The sequence below is a fragment of the Paenibacillus sp. OK060 genome (assembly GCF_900101205.1).
Classification (GTDB): domain Bacteria; phylum Bacillota; class Bacilli; order Paenibacillales; family Paenibacillaceae; genus Paenibacillus; species Paenibacillus marchantiae.
This window is the reverse complement of sequence record NZ_FNFR01000001.1, coordinates 1167904-1187113: the sequence shown is the minus strand read 5'-3', so window position 1 is coordinate 1187113 and position 19210 is coordinate 1167904. Positions and strand designations below refer to the sequence as shown.

Annotated in this window: 18 protein-coding genes; 3 read left to right on the top strand and 15 right to left on the bottom strand. The window is 43.6% G+C overall.

Features of this window, described 5'->3' with window-relative positions; genetic code table 11:
* Positions 1–8: 8 nt before the first annotated feature.
* Positions 9–653, top strand: a complete 645-nt coding sequence (locus tag BLS14_RS05175; protein WP_090949904.1) for an HXXEE domain-containing protein — start codon at positions 9–11, stop codon at positions 651–653.
* 151 nt (positions 654–804) lie between these two features.
* Here BLS14_RS05175 and BLS14_RS05170 read toward each other — a convergent pair whose 3' ends face one another.
* From BLS14_RS05170 to BLS14_RS05125, 10 genes are all read right to left on the bottom strand, one after another.
* Positions 805–1845, bottom strand: coding sequence for a phosphotransferase enzyme family protein (locus BLS14_RS05170; RefSeq protein WP_256336153.1), 1041 nt, complete (start codon positions 1843–1845; stop codon positions 805–807).
* A 159-nt stretch (positions 1846–2004) separates the two neighbouring features.
* Positions 2005–2985, bottom strand: a complete 981-nt coding sequence (locus BLS14_RS05165) for an SDR family NAD(P)-dependent oxidoreductase (RefSeq protein ID WP_072732820.1) — start codon at positions 2983–2985, stop codon at positions 2005–2007.
* Between the two features lie 166 nt (positions 2986–3151).
* Positions 3152–4375 (bottom strand): RNA polymerase sigma factor, encoded by a 1224-nt coding sequence (locus tag BLS14_RS05160; RefSeq protein WP_090949901.1) that lies wholly within the window; start codon positions 4373–4375, stop codon positions 3152–3154.
* Between the two features lie 205 nt (positions 4376–4580).
* Entirely contained in the window at positions 4581–5129 is a 549-nt protein-coding gene (locus BLS14_RS05155) for an NADPH-dependent FMN reductase (RefSeq protein WP_063565051.1), read from the bottom strand.
* A gap of 37 nt (positions 5130–5166) precedes the next feature.
* Positions 5167–5595: an Rrf2 family transcriptional regulator gene (locus BLS14_RS05150; protein WP_090949899.1), complete on the bottom strand. Its 429-nt coding sequence runs from the start codon at positions 5593–5595 to the stop codon at positions 5167–5169.
* A 6-nt stretch (positions 5596–5601) separates the two neighbouring features.
* Entirely contained in the window at positions 5602–6492 is an 891-nt protein-coding gene (gene murB, locus BLS14_RS05145) for a UDP-N-acetylmuramate dehydrogenase (RefSeq protein WP_090949896.1), read from the bottom strand.
* 113 nt (positions 6493–6605) lie between these two features.
* The gene (locus BLS14_RS05140; protein ID WP_063565054.1) at positions 6606–6962 is read right to left on the bottom strand and encodes a HesB/IscA family protein; all 357 of its coding nucleotides are present in this window, start codon (positions 6960–6962) and stop codon (positions 6606–6608) included.
* Between the two features lie 45 nt (positions 6963–7007).
* Positions 7008–7349 carry a hypothetical protein gene (locus BLS14_RS05135; protein ID WP_063565055.1) on the bottom strand — a complete coding sequence of 114 codons (342 nt, stop codon included), beginning with the start codon at positions 7347–7349 and terminating at the stop codon, positions 7008–7010.
* Positions 7350–7399: 50 nt separating this feature from the next.
* Positions 7400–7705 (bottom strand): winged helix-turn-helix transcriptional regulator, encoded by a 306-nt coding sequence (locus tag BLS14_RS05130; protein ID WP_063565056.1) that lies wholly within the window; start codon positions 7703–7705, stop codon positions 7400–7402.
* A 33-nt stretch (positions 7706–7738) separates the two neighbouring features.
* Positions 7739–9142: an MFS transporter gene (locus BLS14_RS05125; protein ID WP_090949893.1), complete on the bottom strand. Its 1404-nt coding sequence runs from the start codon at positions 9140–9142 to the stop codon at positions 7739–7741.
* Positions 9143–9307: 165 nt separating this feature from the next.
* On the opposite strand from BLS14_RS05125, the gene BLS14_RS05120 reads away from it, so the two are divergent.
* Positions 9308–9967 carry a helix-turn-helix transcriptional regulator gene (locus BLS14_RS05120; RefSeq protein WP_090949891.1) on the top strand — a complete coding sequence of 220 codons (660 nt, stop codon included), beginning with the start codon at positions 9308–9310 and terminating at the stop codon, positions 9965–9967.
* Between the two features lie 102 nt (positions 9968–10069).
* On the opposite strand, the gene BLS14_RS05115 is transcribed toward BLS14_RS05120, so the two are convergent.
* Together BLS14_RS05115 and BLS14_RS05110 are read right to left on the bottom strand one after the other, a co-directional pair.
* Positions 10070–11215 carry an epoxide hydrolase family protein gene (locus tag BLS14_RS05115; RefSeq protein WP_218133129.1) on the bottom strand — a complete coding sequence of 382 codons (1146 nt, stop codon included), beginning with the start codon at positions 11213–11215 and terminating at the stop codon, positions 10070–10072.
* A 25-nt stretch (positions 11216–11240) separates the two neighbouring features.
* Positions 11241–11819 (bottom strand): LysE family translocator, encoded by a 579-nt coding sequence (locus BLS14_RS05110; protein ID WP_076288507.1) that lies wholly within the window; start codon positions 11817–11819, stop codon positions 11241–11243.
* Positions 11820–11953: 134 nt separating this feature from the next.
* Here BLS14_RS05110 and BLS14_RS05105 point away from each other — a divergent pair, with 134 nt between their 5' ends.
* Complete coding sequence (locus BLS14_RS05105) at positions 11954–12862, top strand: LysR family transcriptional regulator (RefSeq protein ID WP_090949887.1); 909 nt, start codon at positions 11954–11956, stop codon at positions 12860–12862.
* 83 nt (positions 12863–12945) lie between these two features.
* Here BLS14_RS05105 and BLS14_RS05100 read toward each other — a convergent pair whose 3' ends face one another.
* The 3 genes from BLS14_RS05100 to BLS14_RS05090 form a co-directional block, all read right to left on the bottom strand.
* On the bottom strand, positions 12946–13740 hold the full coding sequence (locus BLS14_RS05100; RefSeq protein WP_090949885.1) for an SDR family NAD(P)-dependent oxidoreductase: 795 nt from the start codon (positions 13738–13740) through the stop codon (positions 12946–12948).
* Positions 13741–13908: 168 nt separating this feature from the next.
* A complete protein-coding gene (locus BLS14_RS05095; protein WP_090949883.1) occupies positions 13909–14955 on the bottom strand; it encodes an AraC family transcriptional regulator in 1047 nt (348 codons plus the stop codon).
* A 161-nt stretch (positions 14956–15116) separates the two neighbouring features.
* Entirely contained in the window at positions 15117–19181 is a 4065-nt protein-coding gene (locus tag BLS14_RS05090; protein ID WP_090949882.1) for an S-layer homology domain-containing protein, read from the bottom strand.
* Between the last annotated feature and the right edge of the window lie 29 nt (positions 19182–19210).

Here is a 19210-nt window from a genome sequence, read left to right as displayed (position 1 = left end):
CGATTCAGTTGAACATGTTAAGAAAACATTGGCAAGACTTGGGATCGATCATTGCATTCCTTGTATGTATTTATCTCATCTTGGATTGGGGAACACTTCCGCGCATTAACAGCATTTTATGGTTAAGCTTTATTGCCATACTCCTGCATCAATTTGAAGAATATCGATGGCCGGGTTACTTTGCAGGTTTGTTTAATAAAGTTTTGTTCCAAAGTAAAACACCTGAGAGATATCCGTTAAATCAGCAGTCAGCGATGATTATTAATCTGATTATCGCCTATGTGTTTTATTTACCGCCTGTATTCTTCCCTTCCGTTGTATGGCTGGGTCTGGCACCTATATTAATGGGATTTTTCCAGATTATCTGGCATGGCATCTTCGCTAATATAAAAGCAAAAAGCATATATAATCCCGGATTATTTTCAGCGATATTTCTGCATTTGCCAATTGGAATCTGGTACATTAAAAGTGCCTATGAACAGAATATGTTAACACCAACAGACTGGCTTTGGAGCACGATTTACTTTGTCGTAGCTGTCTATGTTTTAATTGTTAAAGGCAATATGTGGCTAAGAAACAAAAACTCCGTTCATCCTTTTTCACAAAAACAATTAGGATCTTATACTAAAAATAAACCTTTGACTTCAATATAAAATAAACGCATCGCGTCTATGGATTCGATGCGTTTTACGTTTCTCTTTTGAAATGATTATATTTCAAACTTGAACTTTTCTGAAACTTCCTGAAGACGTGATGCCATGCGAGCAAGATAAAAAGCAGTAGAGCTGATTCCAAGACATTCATTTAAGTAACTTCCTGTACTTCTATCCCATTGAAAAGAAATGGAGCATTCATTAAATATTCTCTGATACACGCTTGTGCGTACGGCTGCTCATCAATTAATCGTGATGCTTCTCTAGGATCGGAAGAGTGGTGGCTGTAATTCTCAATTATGCACATGATAAAGAAACTTTCCAGAACCTCAACATAATCTGTTGGCAGTGTCCTTACACTTTCATAACCTCTGATGAACTCCAAACGTTGTGCGGGAAAAAGCCCTAATATTGTGTTTGCTATATCGTAAAGATAATATCCGTAGCCACATCGTCCAAAATCAATTGGATTAGGTTGTTCATCGTTGAATACGATGTTACCAATATGTAAATCTCCGTGGATGATTCCGTAATGCTGTGGATTCTGATCCAAGTCTGCAAGTTGGGATAATATTTTATGGGATGCTCTCTGATACGTCTTCCATGCCTGATCGGATAAAAACCTTGTATAATAACGTCTCAGTTTGGTCATATCCACTTTAAAACTCTCTTCTCCCCATATGGGACGAGAAAAATCAACAGATGGTACAAAACGGGTAATTGCTTCATGGAGTTTTGCGGCCATAGAGCCCATACGGTATGCACAACGTTCATTAACCTCATTTCCATCCATATGCTCTCCGTCCACCCAATTCATCATCGTGACATAAAAGTACATCCCCTCTTCTTCTGCCTCTATGAACAAAACATACGAGCCATCGCGACTCGCCACACCCTGAGGTACGTGGAGATCATCAGATGTGCCCAATGATTGAAGCAAAGTAAGTTCTGAACGGATAGCCTCTTTACTTAGCCGATTGGAATGAATGCGAAGCAAATAGCTTTTCGATGGAGCTGTATCGACTTTGTACGTGATGGTGTCTGACAACTGAATGAAATGTATACAATCCCATGCTAATTCATACTGATCTAATGCCCTTAGACAAACGCTTCTTGCCTGAACGAGCAAACATTCAAGTTCTTCATGTGTCCCATTTTGAAAAAAAGTCATCATTATCCTCCTCATCATCATCCGCAAGTGAATCCAGATGTCAACGAATTATACAGAACAGACCATTGGGGGCGTATATAACAAACGATTATAAAACATCTTCTACATAACGAAGGGCATTTCCAACACAAAAAAAGCCGCCATTTCAGGCGACTTTCCTCGTGAACAGAAAAAAAGATCTTAAGAGGTTGGTAAATCCGTTTGAGTCAACTGGGCTGAAACTTCCCATAGACGACGGGCTTGCTCAGGGTCGATGGCATAGTCCTTGACTCCAAAGAAGGCTCCGTCCGCAGGAGCTGGCTCACTGATGTCACAATCCTCGCAGTACACGCCACCTTTTCCCTCAAGTTGAGGAGAAGTCGCTGCCCATACTTGCGTTGCTGCCCCTTGCTCAGGTGTTTTAAAGTTTGGATTGGCAACTTGACCAGACTCATCAATCCAGCCCAATGCAATCATTTCTTCCTTCGGCATATGTCGTTGCAACGGCGTCAGAATTCCACCCGGATGTACAGAGAACGCACGCACTCCCTGATCTGCACCGCGTCTATCCAGTTCGACGCTAAACAGAATGGTTGCTGTTTTGGACTGCCCATAAGCAGGGAACTTTTCATAGCCATTTTCAAATTGCATATCGTCCCAGCGAATTGGTGAGAAATGATGCCCTGTTGAGGCAACGGATACAACCCGTGCTCCTCCATGGCTGACGAGTGCCGGCCATAATAAGTTCGTCAGGGTGAAGTGTCCAAGATGGTTCGTAGCAAATTGAGCTTCCCAACCCGGGCCTACGCGAGTCTCTGGACAAGCCATAATTCCCGCATTCAGGATCAACATGTCGATACTCCGGTGGCTTGCCAGAAAACGCTCGGCAAAAGCACGGACGCTAGTGAGATCTGCGAGGTCCAGTTCATCAATCTCTACATTAGCGAGCCCTGCAAGAGCCTCTTTGGCGATAGCTGGCCGACGTGCGGTCACAACAACCTTGGCTCCAGCACGAACGAGTGCACGTGTAGTTTCCAGTCCCAATCCGGAATATCCACCCGTGACGATGGCAAGTTTTCCGGATAAATCCGTGTTATTCAATACTTCCTCAGCTGTCGTCCGATGGTTGAATCCGGAACCGATTTTATGTTGTGAGGTTTTTGGCTTATTATCCTGGTTCATCAAAATAATCTCCTTCCAGATGTGTCTTCTTCAAGTTTACAGCTTAGAGTGCCCTCTAAGTCAAATATAACGAATTCACCTACATCAATGCTCCAAACCTTTGCTAATACAAAAAAGCCCGGTTCATCACCGAGCCTATAAACAAAAGTATAAGGTTGTATTTCTATTATATTTCTATATACTTCACCCATTGCTCATGCAGTTCAGTCTCACTGCATTGAAAGATCCCTTCGAAATTTTGAGGACTGCGGATTAGTTTGTTTAATGCATCTACTCCATATCGCTCAACCACAAATTCCACCATCATATAAGAGAACTGAAAACCTTTCATCGTTTCAAAATCCCACGTATCGTTATTTAATTCATCAAAAGATGGAATCGACTGATTGCGTATGCTATCTTCCGTTGATCCTTTAATGAAATCTTGGGACATCTGTTTAGCTTCATATCCACCAATGCCCTGTCTAATCCATTTGGGAGCTGCAGGATTAATGTCGCTGATTAGCCACATGGCGAACAAGTGAACTGTGCTTTTCAGAATGGATTGATACGTATGCTCCGGTCCCGGGTTCAATGGAGAGACAATTTTCAGAGTACGCCCTTCATATGTGCCCATAAACCAATTGGGGGCATCTGTTTCTCCGACAGCTTGATGAAACGTTGGCAGATCAGGATAAATTTCAATAACTACCTTTTGTGATGGATGATGTTTATATTTGGTCGACACTCGCTCAACACTATTGTTGAGCTCATCGAACAAATCTTGATGCACTTTCTTCGTACGATCATTCGTATCTTGGTTTTCACCTTTATTTACAATGGAAATCAGTTCATGAATAGACATGATGGCAATATCCCCCCACTCTTTCAGTTCTTTTCTTAATTTCTCCAATGCCCGGTACAGTCTGTTCTTTACTGCGCTTTCCCGTCGTCCAACTATCTTGGATATTTCAGGCAAAGTGCAGTCAACGAAAAAGCGTAATGCAATAATCTCCTGATCAATCTCTTCCAGATTCTGTAACGCAGAGCCAATATCAATTCGAATATCAACATGTTTCGTAAATTCAAGAGAGATCGATTGCGATTCATAATCTGTAAAATCATAAGGAGATTCTTTTTGTCGTGATAACCTGCGATATTCGTTCTTCACCGTATTCTGAGCAATCTTAAAGATCCAGGTGAATAAATTTGAGCTTCCTTTAAAGCTGTGAATATTTTCGACTGCTTTCAAAAATACCTGTTGGGTCAAATCGTCTGCAACCAACGGGTTCAATTTCAGTGAGAAGTATTTGCTGATTCGTTGACGATATTGCTCATACGTGTTCTCAAAGATGGTGATGCTTTCCTGTTCATCCGGATAAACAGGTTTTGTGTCATGAGCTCCTGACATGGTGGGGAACCTCCTCTTGATTTACATATAATTAGACACCGGAGGAAGCAAAAAAGCCACGCATGAGAAAAATAACTTTTGACTACCCACCTCTTTGATATGAATTCTGCTAACTTTTGAAGTTGAAAATAAACAAAGGCAGCCGATCGTACTGATCGGCTACCTTTGTTCTTTAATGAAACATATATTTTAATCCTTGCTTATTTCAGCTCGATGAAGCTTTTAATTGAGTCTGCATGAAGACCAGTTCCTCAGCCAACTTTTCCAGCCGACTTAAGGCTTCAGTATCTTTAATGTTATTCTCAGCATCAAAATGATCACTATTCAGATATACATAGCTTGGGGCGACATAAGAGCGGAAAAAGCCGGCAATCGGTTTTAATTGATTTTCCACTACCAAATAATGCTGATAGGTGCCCCCGGTTGCTATAAAACCCATCACTTTATTGTAAATGCTCTGCACGGGCAGAAGGTCGAATACATTCTTCAGTACGCCTGTCAGAGAGGATTGATATATTGGTGTGCCGATAACGTAAAAGTCAGCATCAATCAATTTTTGGACCACCAACTGGGTGTCTTCATTGTATTCCTCCAACTTGCGACCATCGCAAAATTCGATCCCTTTATAATCTCTTAAATCTATGAGTTCCACTTCAATTTCTGGATGATTATTTTTTACGAATTGGAGTACAGCATCCACACCCACTGGTGTCTTTGATCCAATCAGTGACCCGGATAATCCGATTAATTTCACAACATTAACCTCCTATGATTTCTTCTTCATCATCAAACTATTCCATGGTTTCCAATGCACATTCCTTTATCACATGAAGCATACTGCCTAGGGTGATTTTTTCTAACTGCTGCATTAACTGTTGTTCACTTTCTATGAAAATGTTTGCGAGCTGAATATCTACCTCTGCAGTTAAATTCCCTTTTTTCATAATGGATGGTTTGGGAATCTGAAGCGGTTTGGAAGACACCAGGGTGTACACATCCTTCAAGGTTATCTCATACGGGTCTTTAGACAAAACATAACCACCGTCAATACCTTCTTTTGCCTTAACGTATCCCACTTTTTTGATCGAGCTAAGGACTCGGCGTATCCTCGCCGGGTTCACCCGAATCCTTTCAGAGATCTGAGTACTGGTTAACTTCTCATTTTCATGTGAACTAAGGAGAACCAGAATATAGATGACAACACTTAGCTCACTGTTCATAGCAGCCTACTCTCCCAAAATAATGACTTCCGTCTCCAATTCAATATTAAATTGATCACGTACTGTTTTTTTAATTAATTTGATTAATTCTAAATAATCCTCAGCAGTGGCGTCATCTGCATTAATGATAAAACCAGCATGCTTCTTGGAAATTTCCGCTCCCCCAATGCGAGTACCTTGTAAATTACATTCTTGAATGAGTTTTCCGACATAATGTCCCTCTGGACGTTTGAATACACTTCCGCAAGAGGGAAATTCAAGCGGTTGTTTGGATTCCCGTTTAAACGTTAAATCCTGCATGGTACTGGAGATGACATCCTTGTTCCCTGGTTTAAGCTTAAATTCCACTTCAAGTATGATGTATTGATCCGTTCGAAAGATACTGTTTCGATAACCAAGCTGCATGTCATCTCGGACCATGTTTATCAGCTCTCCGTTTTTAGTAACCACTAGCGCTCGCTCAACGACCTCATCCATCTGACCACCGTAAGCTCCCGCATTCATATATAAGGCGCCACCTGTACTTCCGGGTATTCCACATGCAAACTCCAGACCTGTTAAGCTGTTATGCAAAGCAGTACGTGACACATCAATAATGTTGGAACCGCTCTGCGCGACAATCTTGTCACCATAGACTTTAATCTGATCAAATTCGCTCAGAGAGAGCGTTATTCCACGCACGCCCTGATCTTTGATAATGACATTTGATCCTTTTCCAATAATCGTTAGAGGTATTTGATGTGTTTTTGCAATGTTAACCACGTTAATAATTTCTTCTTTCGTTGTGGGATGGATAAGTATGTCTGCTTTACCACCCAGCTTTATATACGTGTGGTCTTTTAATGGCTCATTCCATTTCAATTTTTCCAAAGGTATGTGATTCTCAAAAATATTCATGACATTCTCTCCCTGAGTTGAAAAGACATGATTGCACGATCGGCAAATAGAAAGCTCCTTCATTGTATGTTTAATATGAGATATTGGTTGAAAATATTCCGTCATCCTGACAATTAATCACATTTTTTGACCTCACCACGGTAATTCGCCATTCGGAAACTGGCCCCGCATCCACATGAAACTTTTGCATTAGGGTTATTCATGGTGAATCCCCCTAACATTCCACTTTCTTCGTAATCAATCTCAAGTCCTTCAATATATGGAACCGTATTGGTGTGAACCAATATACGAAATACACCTTTATCTAATAAGATATCCCCTTCTGCTTGCTGTTCATCTACGATAAGGCTATAGGATAAACCACTGCATCCCCCCTCATCGACCCCGACCCGAAGGAAAGAATTCTGGGTATCCGTACTTGCCAGGATTTCAACGATTTTTTCTGCTGCTGCTTCACTGACCTGAATCATTGTTATACCTCCTTGAAGCGTATTTTTTGGCTAGCCGGTTGTTTTTCAAACGCAGCCCATTAAAATCTTAATGATTTCTTCAGGACTCGTATATGCATTAAAATAACGACAACCTGTTGATTGCAGATGGATAGGAATATCCATAAGTTCCAGCGACCCGCTATACAATATCACTCGATATTTCTCGGGAAATTGTTCTATAAGCAGCTCAATATTGTCCACATTCATATCTACGATGATCACAGAATTATCCGGAAGTTGATCCATGTTACTACCGATCACATCACGAGTAGCGTCCAGTACATGTAACGACGCCTCGGTTTGAATCAACAAACTTAAACTTTTAACAATGTGATGCGTATCGGATAGGATTAACACATGGTTCATTCAGAAAACCTCCGGATAAAATGATGGCAATCGCAGGATATTCCTTTGCGTTAATTCATGTTTGTAGTAAACCATTCCATCAAGCAAGGTATGAAAGCAGCTAGAGCGACCCCTTTGGGTGTAAGTTCATACATGATCTGTATGGGATGTGTTAGGGCTTTTCTCTTCACCAACTGATCATTCTGAAGATCTTTTAATCGTTTGGAGAGGATCGCTTCTGAGATGGAAGGCACATTTTCGTAAATTTCGCTGAATTTCTTAGGACCTTGCGAAAGAGTACATAGGATATGGATCGTCCATTTCGTTCCGATAATACGATAGGCTGTGAAAAGTTTCTCGGTATCCGAAGTCAACATCGCATGAACACACCTTCCTTGGCTTACCCCCGTTTATTTGTTTTTCAAGCCTAACGATTGCAGTCCCGTTCTTATTTGGTCTGTTACTGGTGCAATTCGAGTACTGGCAATCAAGCTCAAGACGATTAACACCAGATGAAAGCCCATCGTTACGATTAATCCTGATTGCAATGACATCCCGCCAGCTTGACACACCACCAGGATAGAACCACCGATCCCGATGACTACGCCCGGTGTAAATGAATCTGCAAATTGCAGATTTGCCGAGGTTTTGCCAACGCCTTCCTCTCCTGTTTGGGAAAACGCAACAACACCACTAATCGGATGTGCCAATCCAATTCCTATTCCAGCTATGATTTGGCCTATAACCGCTACGGTAACGGTCACAACAGGAACCCAAAATACGATGGTAATTCCGATGGCAAGCAGGAGTACACCAATAATAATTCGTGTATGACGTCCACGACCCTGATCTGCCGAGTCCCAACGCCCTTGCATATAAGCAATGACACACCAGCTCAGTGCAGCGCTTGCTACAATTAAACCAGCCTGAGAAGGTGTAATTCCTTTCACCTCAATTAAAGCCAATACCAAGAAATTTTGTGTACTGGTATAAGCAGCGAAGAACAATCCACGCGTAGCGAGTATAGCGGGCATACCTCTTCGCAAAGCAAGGGTTCCCTCCGGCAGCAGTTTGCGCAGTGGGTATACCATCAGAACTCCCCCAATAAAGACGATAACAAATCCAATAATTGACGGAAGCTTTCCAAGTCCCACTAATAAAGTTCCCGTACCTATCGTTAATAGCAGCGCCATCCAAGTAGCGGCAGATCCTTGCTCCCCTTGTGAAGGCTGTGATTTTAATTTCGTAAAGGCAGGTAAGCTAAGGAGCGCTGAAACCAACAGGATCGGTAGAATCCCCCAGAACACAAAGCGCCATGACCACTGATCTGCAATAAGGCCTGCAACGTATGGACCAAGCATGGACGGAAGAACATAAGCTGTACCGAATGCTCCCAGTATTTTGGCACGTAATTCGTCAGGATAACTTAAGGAAATGGCCGTGTACACGCAAGTCATCATAGCTCCGGCACCCAAACCCTGCATGGCCCGTGACGCGATCATGGTATACATATCTCCTGCAGTTGCGGCTGCGACCAGTCCGACAATAAACAATAGAAGTGCGAGCGTAAATGGTACTGCGGGTCCCCTTCTATCAATAATCCGACCAACAACCAAGGTGCCTATAATCTGTGCAAGCAGATATGTACTGAATATCCAGCCAAACAGGTTAAGACCGTTCAGGTCTCCAGCAATGGAAGGAGCAATTGTCGTTACCGACAAACCTTCAAATCCAACAGCCATCACTGACAATATAATTCCTATGGATAATGCAAAATAACGCGGACTGAAAATACTTCGAGAATGGGACGACATGATATAGGACCTCCAAGAGAATTTTATGTATACACCGTATCCGGATACTTAGTAAACATTTTACTTTACAAAGTTTAAACTACAGTTCGCCTTTGACTTTGTCAATGTATTTGTTTAAAATGTATGAAATAATGAAGATTCAGTTGCTTAAAAAGGAGGTTCACCATGAGCCGGGATCAAACGAAAAAGGATGCCTCAACCAGTACCCGAAAAGCAATCATTAACCTGCTTAAACAGCAAGGTGGAATGGATGTTGTGGCACTCTCCTCCCAATTTGCGTTATCTGGAATGGCTATCAGGCAGCATTTAAATGCACTGAAAGAAGAAGGATTGGTTACTTTCGAAGAAGAAGCTCGTCCCATGGGTCGACCAACCAAGCTATGGAGATTAACCCCCGCTGCTGATCGTTTTTTCCCTAGTGGATATTCGGAGTTATCCGTCAGTCTGATCAATTCCATGAAAGAAGCTTTCGGAAATGAAGGGCTGGACAAGCTCCTCAATGTTCGGAATAAGAACATGCAAGAGCAATATCTACAGTACATTGGCGATACATCCGGCGTGAAGGAAAGGCTGGAGAAACTGGCTGAAATTCGAACAAATGAAGGCTATATGGCCGAGGTTAAGGATCAAGGCGATGGTAGCCTCTTATTTATAGAGAAGCATTGTCCCATCTGTGAAGCTGCGGCGGTTTGTACCGGGTTATGTAAGAATGAATTACATTTATTCAAAACGGTTCTTGGAGATCAAGTTCATATAGAACGGGGAGAGTATATTATGGCAGGAGGAAGAAACTGTATATATACGGTTAGAGAACATCATTCGTAACTAAACAAACTTGCATAACTATATAAAAAGCCGCCAACAGGCGACTTTCTGAATGGTTACGTTTTGTTCCCGTTAAAGTCCAGAAAAGGATTGTATGAGAAATTAATTAATGGAATGAATAAAACGATGAAGATGTTCAGCTAATAACTTTGGCTGTTCCATCGCAGCGAAATGCCCCCCTTTATCCGCTTCCTCCCAGTACGTAACATGATACACACGCTCTACCCAGCTTTGTGGAGGCATCGGCAACTCCTTGGGAAATACGGAAACCCCTGTTGGAACAGTAATGCGCTGGCCTTCCGTGAAATGCAGTGGCATTTTGCCACCTTCAGTATAGATTCGCATGGAAGATGCAATCGTATTGGTAAACCAGTATATCGAGATATTCGTGAGGATATGATCAAGTGAAAAGGAACTCTCAATATTTCCTTTACAGTCACTCCACCCCCGAAATTTTTCTAGCATCCAGCTGGCAAGACCTGCCGGGGAATCACTCAGTGCAAAAGCCAAAGTTTCCGGCTTGGTTCTATGAAGGGCGCTATAAGCGCCTTCTCGTTCCGACCATTCCGCTACGGAGTCAAGGTATGTGCGCTCTTCTTTGCTCATCGAAGGTGTATTCTGAGTAAGTGGTGGCCTGTAGCTTCCAGGAATATAATTAAGATGAAGTCCTCTCACCCGCTCAGGGTAGATGAAGGCTAACCACGTTGAGACTCCTGCTCCAATATCCCCTCCCTGTACAAAATACCTTTCATAACCCAGACGATCCATCAGTTTCGCCCAAAGTGTAGCTACATATTTGGAACCTACCCCAGGCTGAGTGGGTTTACTCGAAAATGCGAATCCCGGCAAAGAAGGAATAATCACATCAAATGCGTCTTCAGCCTGTCCACCATATAATGATGGGGTTGTTAGATAAGGAATCAGTTCTAACATTTCTACGAATGATCCTGGCCAACCATGAGTCAGTAGCAGCGGCCGTGATGAAAATCCTTCACCTCGAACATGAACAAAATGTATATCAAAACCATCCATGTTCTCAATATATTGCGGGAAACGATTCAGTCTTGCTTCTTGATCGCGCCAGTTATACTCCGAACTCCAGTAATCCACTAATCGCTTCAAAAAGGAATGATCTGTCCCCAAAGCCCATGGTTCTTCAGAGAATCGAGAGGGCCATCGAACCTTTTTCAATCTGTTAGATAAATCATGTAATTGTTGCTCTGGAATAGCGATCTTGAACGGTTTCATTTCAATTATCCTCCTACGTTTTGAGTTAAATAAAAATACGTATCGCTGAGTATGTCAACAACAGACACATCAGCAATCGAAATGACCTGTCATGGACAGTTAGAAAGGTTTTGAACATGGAGCCAAACCCCGACCATACAAGTAACGACAACCATCCCAGAAGGATCGATAAACTCAAATAAATAACAAGACTCCCGCCAGAAGGTGAAGAAGGCAAAATGAAAGCACTCATCACCGTTAGAAAAAACAATATGCTTTTGACATTGATAAGTTGGAGCATAACACCGGATAAAAATGACGATTGCACATCCCTCGAATCCTTTTCCGAGCTTTTATTCCCCATCATAAGCCACACCAGATAAAGCATATATGCTGCACCAGCCCATTTAAAATACGGCCCTACAACTGGCAACCAGTGATATAGGCTTGTTGTAAATACGCCGCTTATGATCCCCAATAAGCCAAACCCCGCTAAAATACCACCATTAAATCTCCATGATCCAATAAAGCCAAATTTCCGTGCCTCATTCATCATCAAGATGTTGCTTGGTCCAGGTGTTATGGAGGTCACGATCACATACGTTAGAAATGCTACAATATTCAAGCTGTACCCCCCAATGAAATCATTTACGATCTGAAGGACTTTATTGTATGATGAATTAAACCCTTAATAAAATCGAAATTATTAAAAGCATTATCGTTTTTATCGATACATGTCTCAAGCTAAGGAGAACTTGGATGGAAATTAGACATCTTGTCACATTTCAGACGATTGTCGAGGTTGGAAGCTATACCGGTGCCGCATCCCAATTGGGCTACACACAATCCACGATCACGGCTCATATACAGTCCCTCGAAGAAGAGATTGGCGGGGAGCTTTTCACATACGAAAAAAGACAATTGAAGCTTACGCATCTGGGGAGGGAATTAATACCGCTAGCAGAAGATTTGCTGGCAACTCATGATCAGATTAAAAGCATAAGAAGCGAACAGGAAGTTAAAGGTATATTAAGGGTAGCTGCACCAGAGTCTTTAACAATTTCCAGATTAAGTCCGATCATCAAGGAGTATTCATCGAAATATCCTCAAGTTCAATTCATCCTTACCAACGGTACATGTGAGCAAAACCAGGTTGATTTGATAAGTGGGCGTGTAGATGTAGCTTTGATGGTGTACCCGGAGCTGCATCCGGAAAAATGTATTCATTACCAGCTAATCGAGGAAAAAATAGTACTGGTTTCCAGCAATGACGGCCCGGAACATTTTGATGCGTATAAACTGGAGAACAACAACCCCACCTTTTTTATCACCAACGAAGAAGGATGCAGTTATCGAACCATGTTTGAAAAATATCTTGTAAAACATGATATTCCTCCGTTTCAAACGATGGAGTTATGGAGCATTGAGGCCATCAAACAAACCGTTATGAGTGGACTCGGCTTTTCTTTTTTACCTTACATGACAGTTAAAGAAGACGTGGAACGAGGAAAACTTAAGATTGTGAGTCATTCCGAACAGTTTGACCCCATTTACTCCCATATGCTGATTAAAAAGAATAAATGGCTATCTCCAGCCGTTAAAGCTTTCAGTGAGCTTGTTATAAAATCAATCAGTGTATCAGAAAACGAATCGGATTTGATCCATTAAGCTTATAGATATATGGAAACGAAAAAAGAACCTTGGGCTTCCCTCAAGGTTCTTTACGTTCACTTGTATAGTGAAAAACAAGTTTAGAAGATGGTTGGCACCATTCCCCCATCCATACGGATTGGAGAACCTTTGAATGCCGATGCATACGGACTGCATACAAATGTGGCCAATCTGCCAATCTCAACAGGCTTGATAAATCGTTGGATTTCGGATTGAGGCAGGTTTTTGCGCATAAAATCCTTCTCTTTTTCTAAAAAAGTCATCGATTCATCAGGGTAGATGCTCTCAATGATTTGTTGCACATTTTCAGAGAGGGTTGGTCCTGGCATGATTGTATTGACGGTAACTTCTGTTCCTACCGTTAATTTCGATAAACTTTTGGACAACGATAATAACATGGATTTGGTCATGCAATACTGAGGCATTTGTCCTGAAGGCATAATGGCTTCTTCACTCGCAATAAAGATCATGCGGCCATAATCATTTTGCAACATTTTTGGCATATAAAATTTGGACAATGCATTTGCAGCGAGCACATTCGTACGGAAGTATTTCTCCCAAACCTCATCGCTGATATCTTCATATTGCATCATTTCATAAATCCCCATATTGTTCACTAGGATATCAATTTGGGGGTGTTTTTCAAATAAGGCTTCTCTTTGACCAATGTCCACCAGATCAGCTGTAGCTTTTTGAGGTGAGGTAGCGGGAAACTCGGACTTTATTTCATGAACCGCGCGCTCAACCTCTGCATCATTTCGTCCATTGATGAGCACATTAACCCCTTCTTTGGCAAGTTCAATGGCAATGGCTTTCCCTATCCCCTTCGTCGATCCTGTAACCAAAGATGTTTTACCGTATAAACCCATATCCATATCACACTACTCCTTTTATTTTCTTGTAGCGGCAAGCTGAATTGTTATCATGTTAAAAACAGTCTTGTGCTCCGGATAGGATTTATATTACCTTGTCTACATTGTCCAGTAACTAGCGTGTTGCGCCAAAGTTCTTGCATAACACGCCAAATGGTATAAAGCATTCAGTTAATGAAGCCTTGATGATTCTGGCGGTCCTTCGGATAGCGAATTCGTTCCTAAATATTCCGTACGCCAATTCGTTGGCGTATCCCCTTCCCATGAGCGGAAGGCACGGTAGAACGAGTTCTGGTCTTCATATCCAATTAAGAAAGCTACTTCTTTAATATCCAGTGTAGGGTCTGCCAAGTAGGCTCGTGCCTGCTCATGTCTGGCTTGCGTCAATAGATGCTTGAAACTTGTATTCTCTTCTGTAAGCCGGCGCTGCAAGGTCCGATCGCTCATACCCAATTCCTTGGCAACGACTTGAATGTCGGGGCGACCTCCTGTGAGACTGCGTTTCATAATCCATTTGACCATGTCTGTAATAGAACGACTGCCCTGCTGTTCATCCAGCGATCGGTCCAGGGCGGGAGTAAGGATCTCCAGTAACTCTTCGTTGTATGAAAGAAACGGACGGTCCAAATCTTTACGATGTAAGGTAAGCCGGTTACAAGTTGCACCCATCCGAATTGGGCAGCCAAAATAAGTCTCAAGGGTTCGAACATCGCCCATGGTGCGCGAAAATTCGACAAGCCGCGCAGTCAAAGGTTGACCTGTTCCCCGGCGCCCAAGTTCGAGGAGAAATGCCAGTGTGACTCCAACCAGCAATGACGGACCTGGTTGTTCGTTAGACCATTTCAGTTCAATTGAACAATCATCGCCCTCCTCAGTAATACGTAAGCTTTCAGGGGGACAAAGTTGTTTGTACCGAGCCATTCGGTGTAATGCATCACGGTAGTCACGCGCATGGTAGGTTGCTAAGACACTCGGCGGGTATTTCCCCGTTTCAAAGACGGTCGCAAGCTTGATGATTCCTTCGGCAGTGTCACCGACGAGATCGGAATATGCCTGCCAGATCGCAAAATATTGAGTGGTCGTAACAGCTGATTCAGTTATAATCGTGAGCGGCAGTTGTGCTTTGCGAGCTACATCGTGGGCCGCAATCCCTAATTGATGCAAGCCTGTCCAAAACCCTGCCGGGAATTTAATACGCTCAGAGGTGTGGGACTTCATAGATACTCTCCTTCTTGGAGTCATTGTTGCTTAATGATTCATCCACTGTACAGGGACTCTGATTCTTTTGCAATGTCTCTAATATTTCCCGGTCTCTAGAATAAAACAAGAAACCAATGCGGGAACGTCCCGCATTGGTTTCTTGGAAATTAGGTTTAGCGTTATTTCGATTGTTCAAGAAGCCCAACAATAAGTGTAACTGCTTCAGCACGGGTAGCTGTCTGCATCGGAGCAAATCGATTGCCACCTACACCGCCCACCAGACCTGCTTCCACAGCAGAAGCTACATAGGATACTGCCCATGCTGGGACATCTTTTGCATCTTTGAAATCCAGTTTCGCATTGGAATCCGTTTGGATTCCGCCAGCGCGTGCAATCATAGTTACCATCTCCGCCCGGCTCAGCGTCTTGCTAGGGCCGAACGAGCCATTCTCGTAACCATTGACAATGCCAGCGGATGCAGCTGCTGTAGTATAAGGCTTCGCCCATGAAGGAATCTTGTTATCATCCGTATAGTGAATACTCTCGCTTACGGTATTCAGATTCAAGGCACGGCCCAGCATCGTAATGAACTCGGCACGTGTGACTTTCTGATTTGGACGGAAGGTCTGATCGCCATAGCCATTGACGAATCCAGCCGCCAGGGCTTTATCAATTGCAGATTTTGCCCAGTGTCCGGCTGTATCTTTCAACGCTGGCGCAGTCCCTCCGTTTCCGTTATTGCCTGATCCAGTATCCGGTTTGTTGCCGGAATCAGTTCCGCTACCACTACCGCTGTTCGAACCGTTACCGGTAGTTGTATCGCCACCGCTTCCTGAGGAGCCATTACCGCTGCCAGATCCATTACCTGAACCTGAACCCGAGCCGGGATTCGATGTTCCCGGATTGGAAGTTCCTGGTCCTGGATTCGATGGTTCTGTCTTCTTCACGATACCGAACCGATCAACAATGAACGGGGCTGCTCCATTTTGATTTTGGTCAATTTCATACGTTATAGCTGTCAATTTGCTGCCGTCAATCGTAATGCCCACAAAATTTTGTACCTGACTGCGCATTGGACGACGGTTGTCATTCGGATCAGGGCCATATTTGGCTGCATGATTCTCCTCTGCCAGTTCAAAAAGATTGTAATAAGCATCACCGAGACTTGTGCTCGGATTTTTGTAATACACTTTTGGACCCGCTGTTGCCGGAATCAGATAGATCGTGCCATCCGGATTCACAGAGTACTCGATTTTCTGTCCGTTTTGCATCTCCGTGATCATTTCTGGCTGACGCGCTTTCCCCTTCTGATCAATCGGTTTTGTGCGCGCATAGATGTGATCATGTCCCTGGAGTACAAAATCAATGCCAAGCTCCGCCATGATCGGTGCAATCTTGGTACGTACCCCGTTTGCTCCCATGATGTCGGAATCCGTTGCGTGATTTGACGTCGTGTACGGTCCCTTGTGAATGTTGACGATTATCCACTGGGATCCACTCTTCTTGGCAGCCTGAACATCTTTCTTCAGCCACTCGACTTGCTCTAATGAGAAGTTGTCATACTCATCCGAATCCTCATTGGAGTTCAACACAACAAAATGCGCATTGCTGTAATCATACGAATAGTAAGCTCCCGTCTCCGTAGCGGAATTTACCGGTGACTGGATGTTGAAATGATCGATAAACGCATAATTTTCGTCCTCGTGGTTCCCTGCGGATGGAACGATGGTTGTATTTAAGAGGCTTTCCTGCGAATGCCCGAGCAGCCAGTTCCACTGTTCCTCTTTCACACCATTATCAACGATATCCCCGTTATGAACAACAAATTGTGCATCCGGTACTGTAGCCAATGCTTTGGCCAATGTCTCAGAGGACAGAATTGCCTCATCCTCTTCCTTCGCTTGTGTATCCGCCAGATCAATGAAAGTGAATTTGCCTTTCTCCGGTGCTGTACGGAAGGTACCAGTCTCGCTCCATACTTGCTGGGAAGCATCCCCTACACGGAAATAATAGGTTGTATTAGCTTTCAGATCTGTCACTTCTGCTTTGTGCATCAGTTCTGTAGGAGCATTCGCAGGTTGTGCAGAGCGCCCTTGAACCGATTTGGCTTGCGTGAAATCAGGTGTTGCAGCTGTTTTCTCCACAACCTGAAGGTCGCTATTCGTTACTTGATCGGAAGTGTACCACGTGAACCCCTTGCTCTTGGTAGGATCTCCATGGAACGTTACCGTTACCTTGTTTACCTGTTCTGGAACAGGAACTGTATCCGATTCCTTGATAATCCCGAAAGTATCCACGACAAATGGTTCTGCATTCTTATTTTGGTCAATCTCATACGTTACGGCGGACAGCTTGTCTCCGTCAATAGTCAATGAAACGAAGTTCTGAACCTGCCCTCTGGCTGCGCTCGTGGTGTCGCCATATTGCCGAGCGTGGTTTTCCTCCGCACGCTCGAACAAATTAAAATATGCATCTCCTAATTCAGTTTTCTGGTTTTTGAAATATACTTTAGCCCCGGCGGTAGCAGGAATCATATAAATGGTTCCATCCGGTTTGACCGCGTATTCGATACGCTGTCCATTGAAGGTCTCCGTTATTTTGGACACATCTTCAGCAGTACCATCGCTCTTGATTGGTTTCGTCCGTGCATAGATATGGTCATGTCCCTGAAGGACTAGATCAATCCCCAGTTCGTTCATGAGTGGAGCGATTTTTTTTCGTTCACCGTTCGCACCAATAATGTCGCTATCCGTGGCGTGATTGGATGTCGTGTACGGACCTTTATGGATGTTCACGATAATCCACTTGGCTCCTGCGGCTTTTGCTTCCGCTACATCCTGCTTCATCCATGCGACTTGCTCATTCGAGAAGTTGGCGTAATCCGATGAATCCTCGTTGGAGTTCAATACGATAAAATGAGCTTTGCTATAATTATACGAATAATATGCGCCTGTTACCGTTGTAGCACCGTCTGGCTGCTTCACATTAAAATGCTCGTAGAACGCATAATTTTTATTCTCATGATTGCCAGCAGACGGTGCAATGGTCGTGTTCATAAGACTGGCTTGCGAATGACCAAGCAACCAATTCCATTCTTGCTCTGATGTGCCATTCTCCACAACGTCTCCGTTATGGACGACAAATTCAGCATTCGGAACAGTCGCGAGTGCTTTGGACAGAGTAGATCCGGACAGGATCGCCTCATCCTCTTCCTTCGCTTGTGTATCCGTCAGGTCAATAAAGGTAAATGCTCCGTCAACCGGAGCCGTTTTAAACGTTCCAACCTCACTCCATATACCCAGATCCTGATCACCAACACGGAAAGAATAAGAAGTGTCAGGGGAAAGGCCTGTCGCTTCCGCCTTATGCACCATTTCTCCCGGGGAGTTGGAAGCGACGGTTGCACGCCCATTGAAAATTTGGGCCTGACTGAAGTCGGCAACGCCTCCCCCTTGTTTCGGCACCACTTGAACAGTGCTCTGTGCAGATGCAAGAGGCGTATACCAAGTGAAGCCTTTGCTACTTGTTGCATCTCCATAGAAGGTAACCGTTATTTTGCTGATATCCAGCGATGGCGCATTAGCCAAGGCTTTAAGCTCCATGTCAAAATACAGGTCCGAGCTGCTGTCGCTCTGTTGATGCACTTCGACCGCAATTTCGTTTGAGCCTTCATGCAAATTGGCTTTCATTGGCTCAGTTAGGTCGATATTCTCATACATTACCGGCAAGTCCTTATTTGAGGTTGCTTGGGTGGAGTACACAATCTCTCCATCCGGCATGCCAAAACGAATGACTTCCACACCATTCACATAGATCACTGCACCGTCATCAATACCGAATGTGCCGAGAATTTGCCCGTAACCGTCAATCTGATCCTGGTTAACGTTAATGTTTGTCCGGAAATAGGTTGTGCGGGGTTTATTTTTTTTGTCCAGACCGTAGCTGACTTCCGTTTTGAGTGATCCAAAATAGGAAGTGCTTACGCCATTACCGTTGTCTTTGTAACCAAATGGAGCCTGTCCCGAATTCCAGGACGAATCATCGTATGAAGCGCGCCATTCCGCTTGTAGATCCTGACCCTGATCGAAATAATGCCAATTGGCATTACGCTCTAACAGCATATCAGGCTCAGACAATGATGCGGCTTGGGCTGAATTAACTCCCCCAAATCCCGCAAGCCATCCGAATACCAAAGCAATCGATAACAGGATGGATAACACTTTTTTGTAGAGGTGACTGATCATAATTCTCTCCTTTGTATGTATGATTGGTT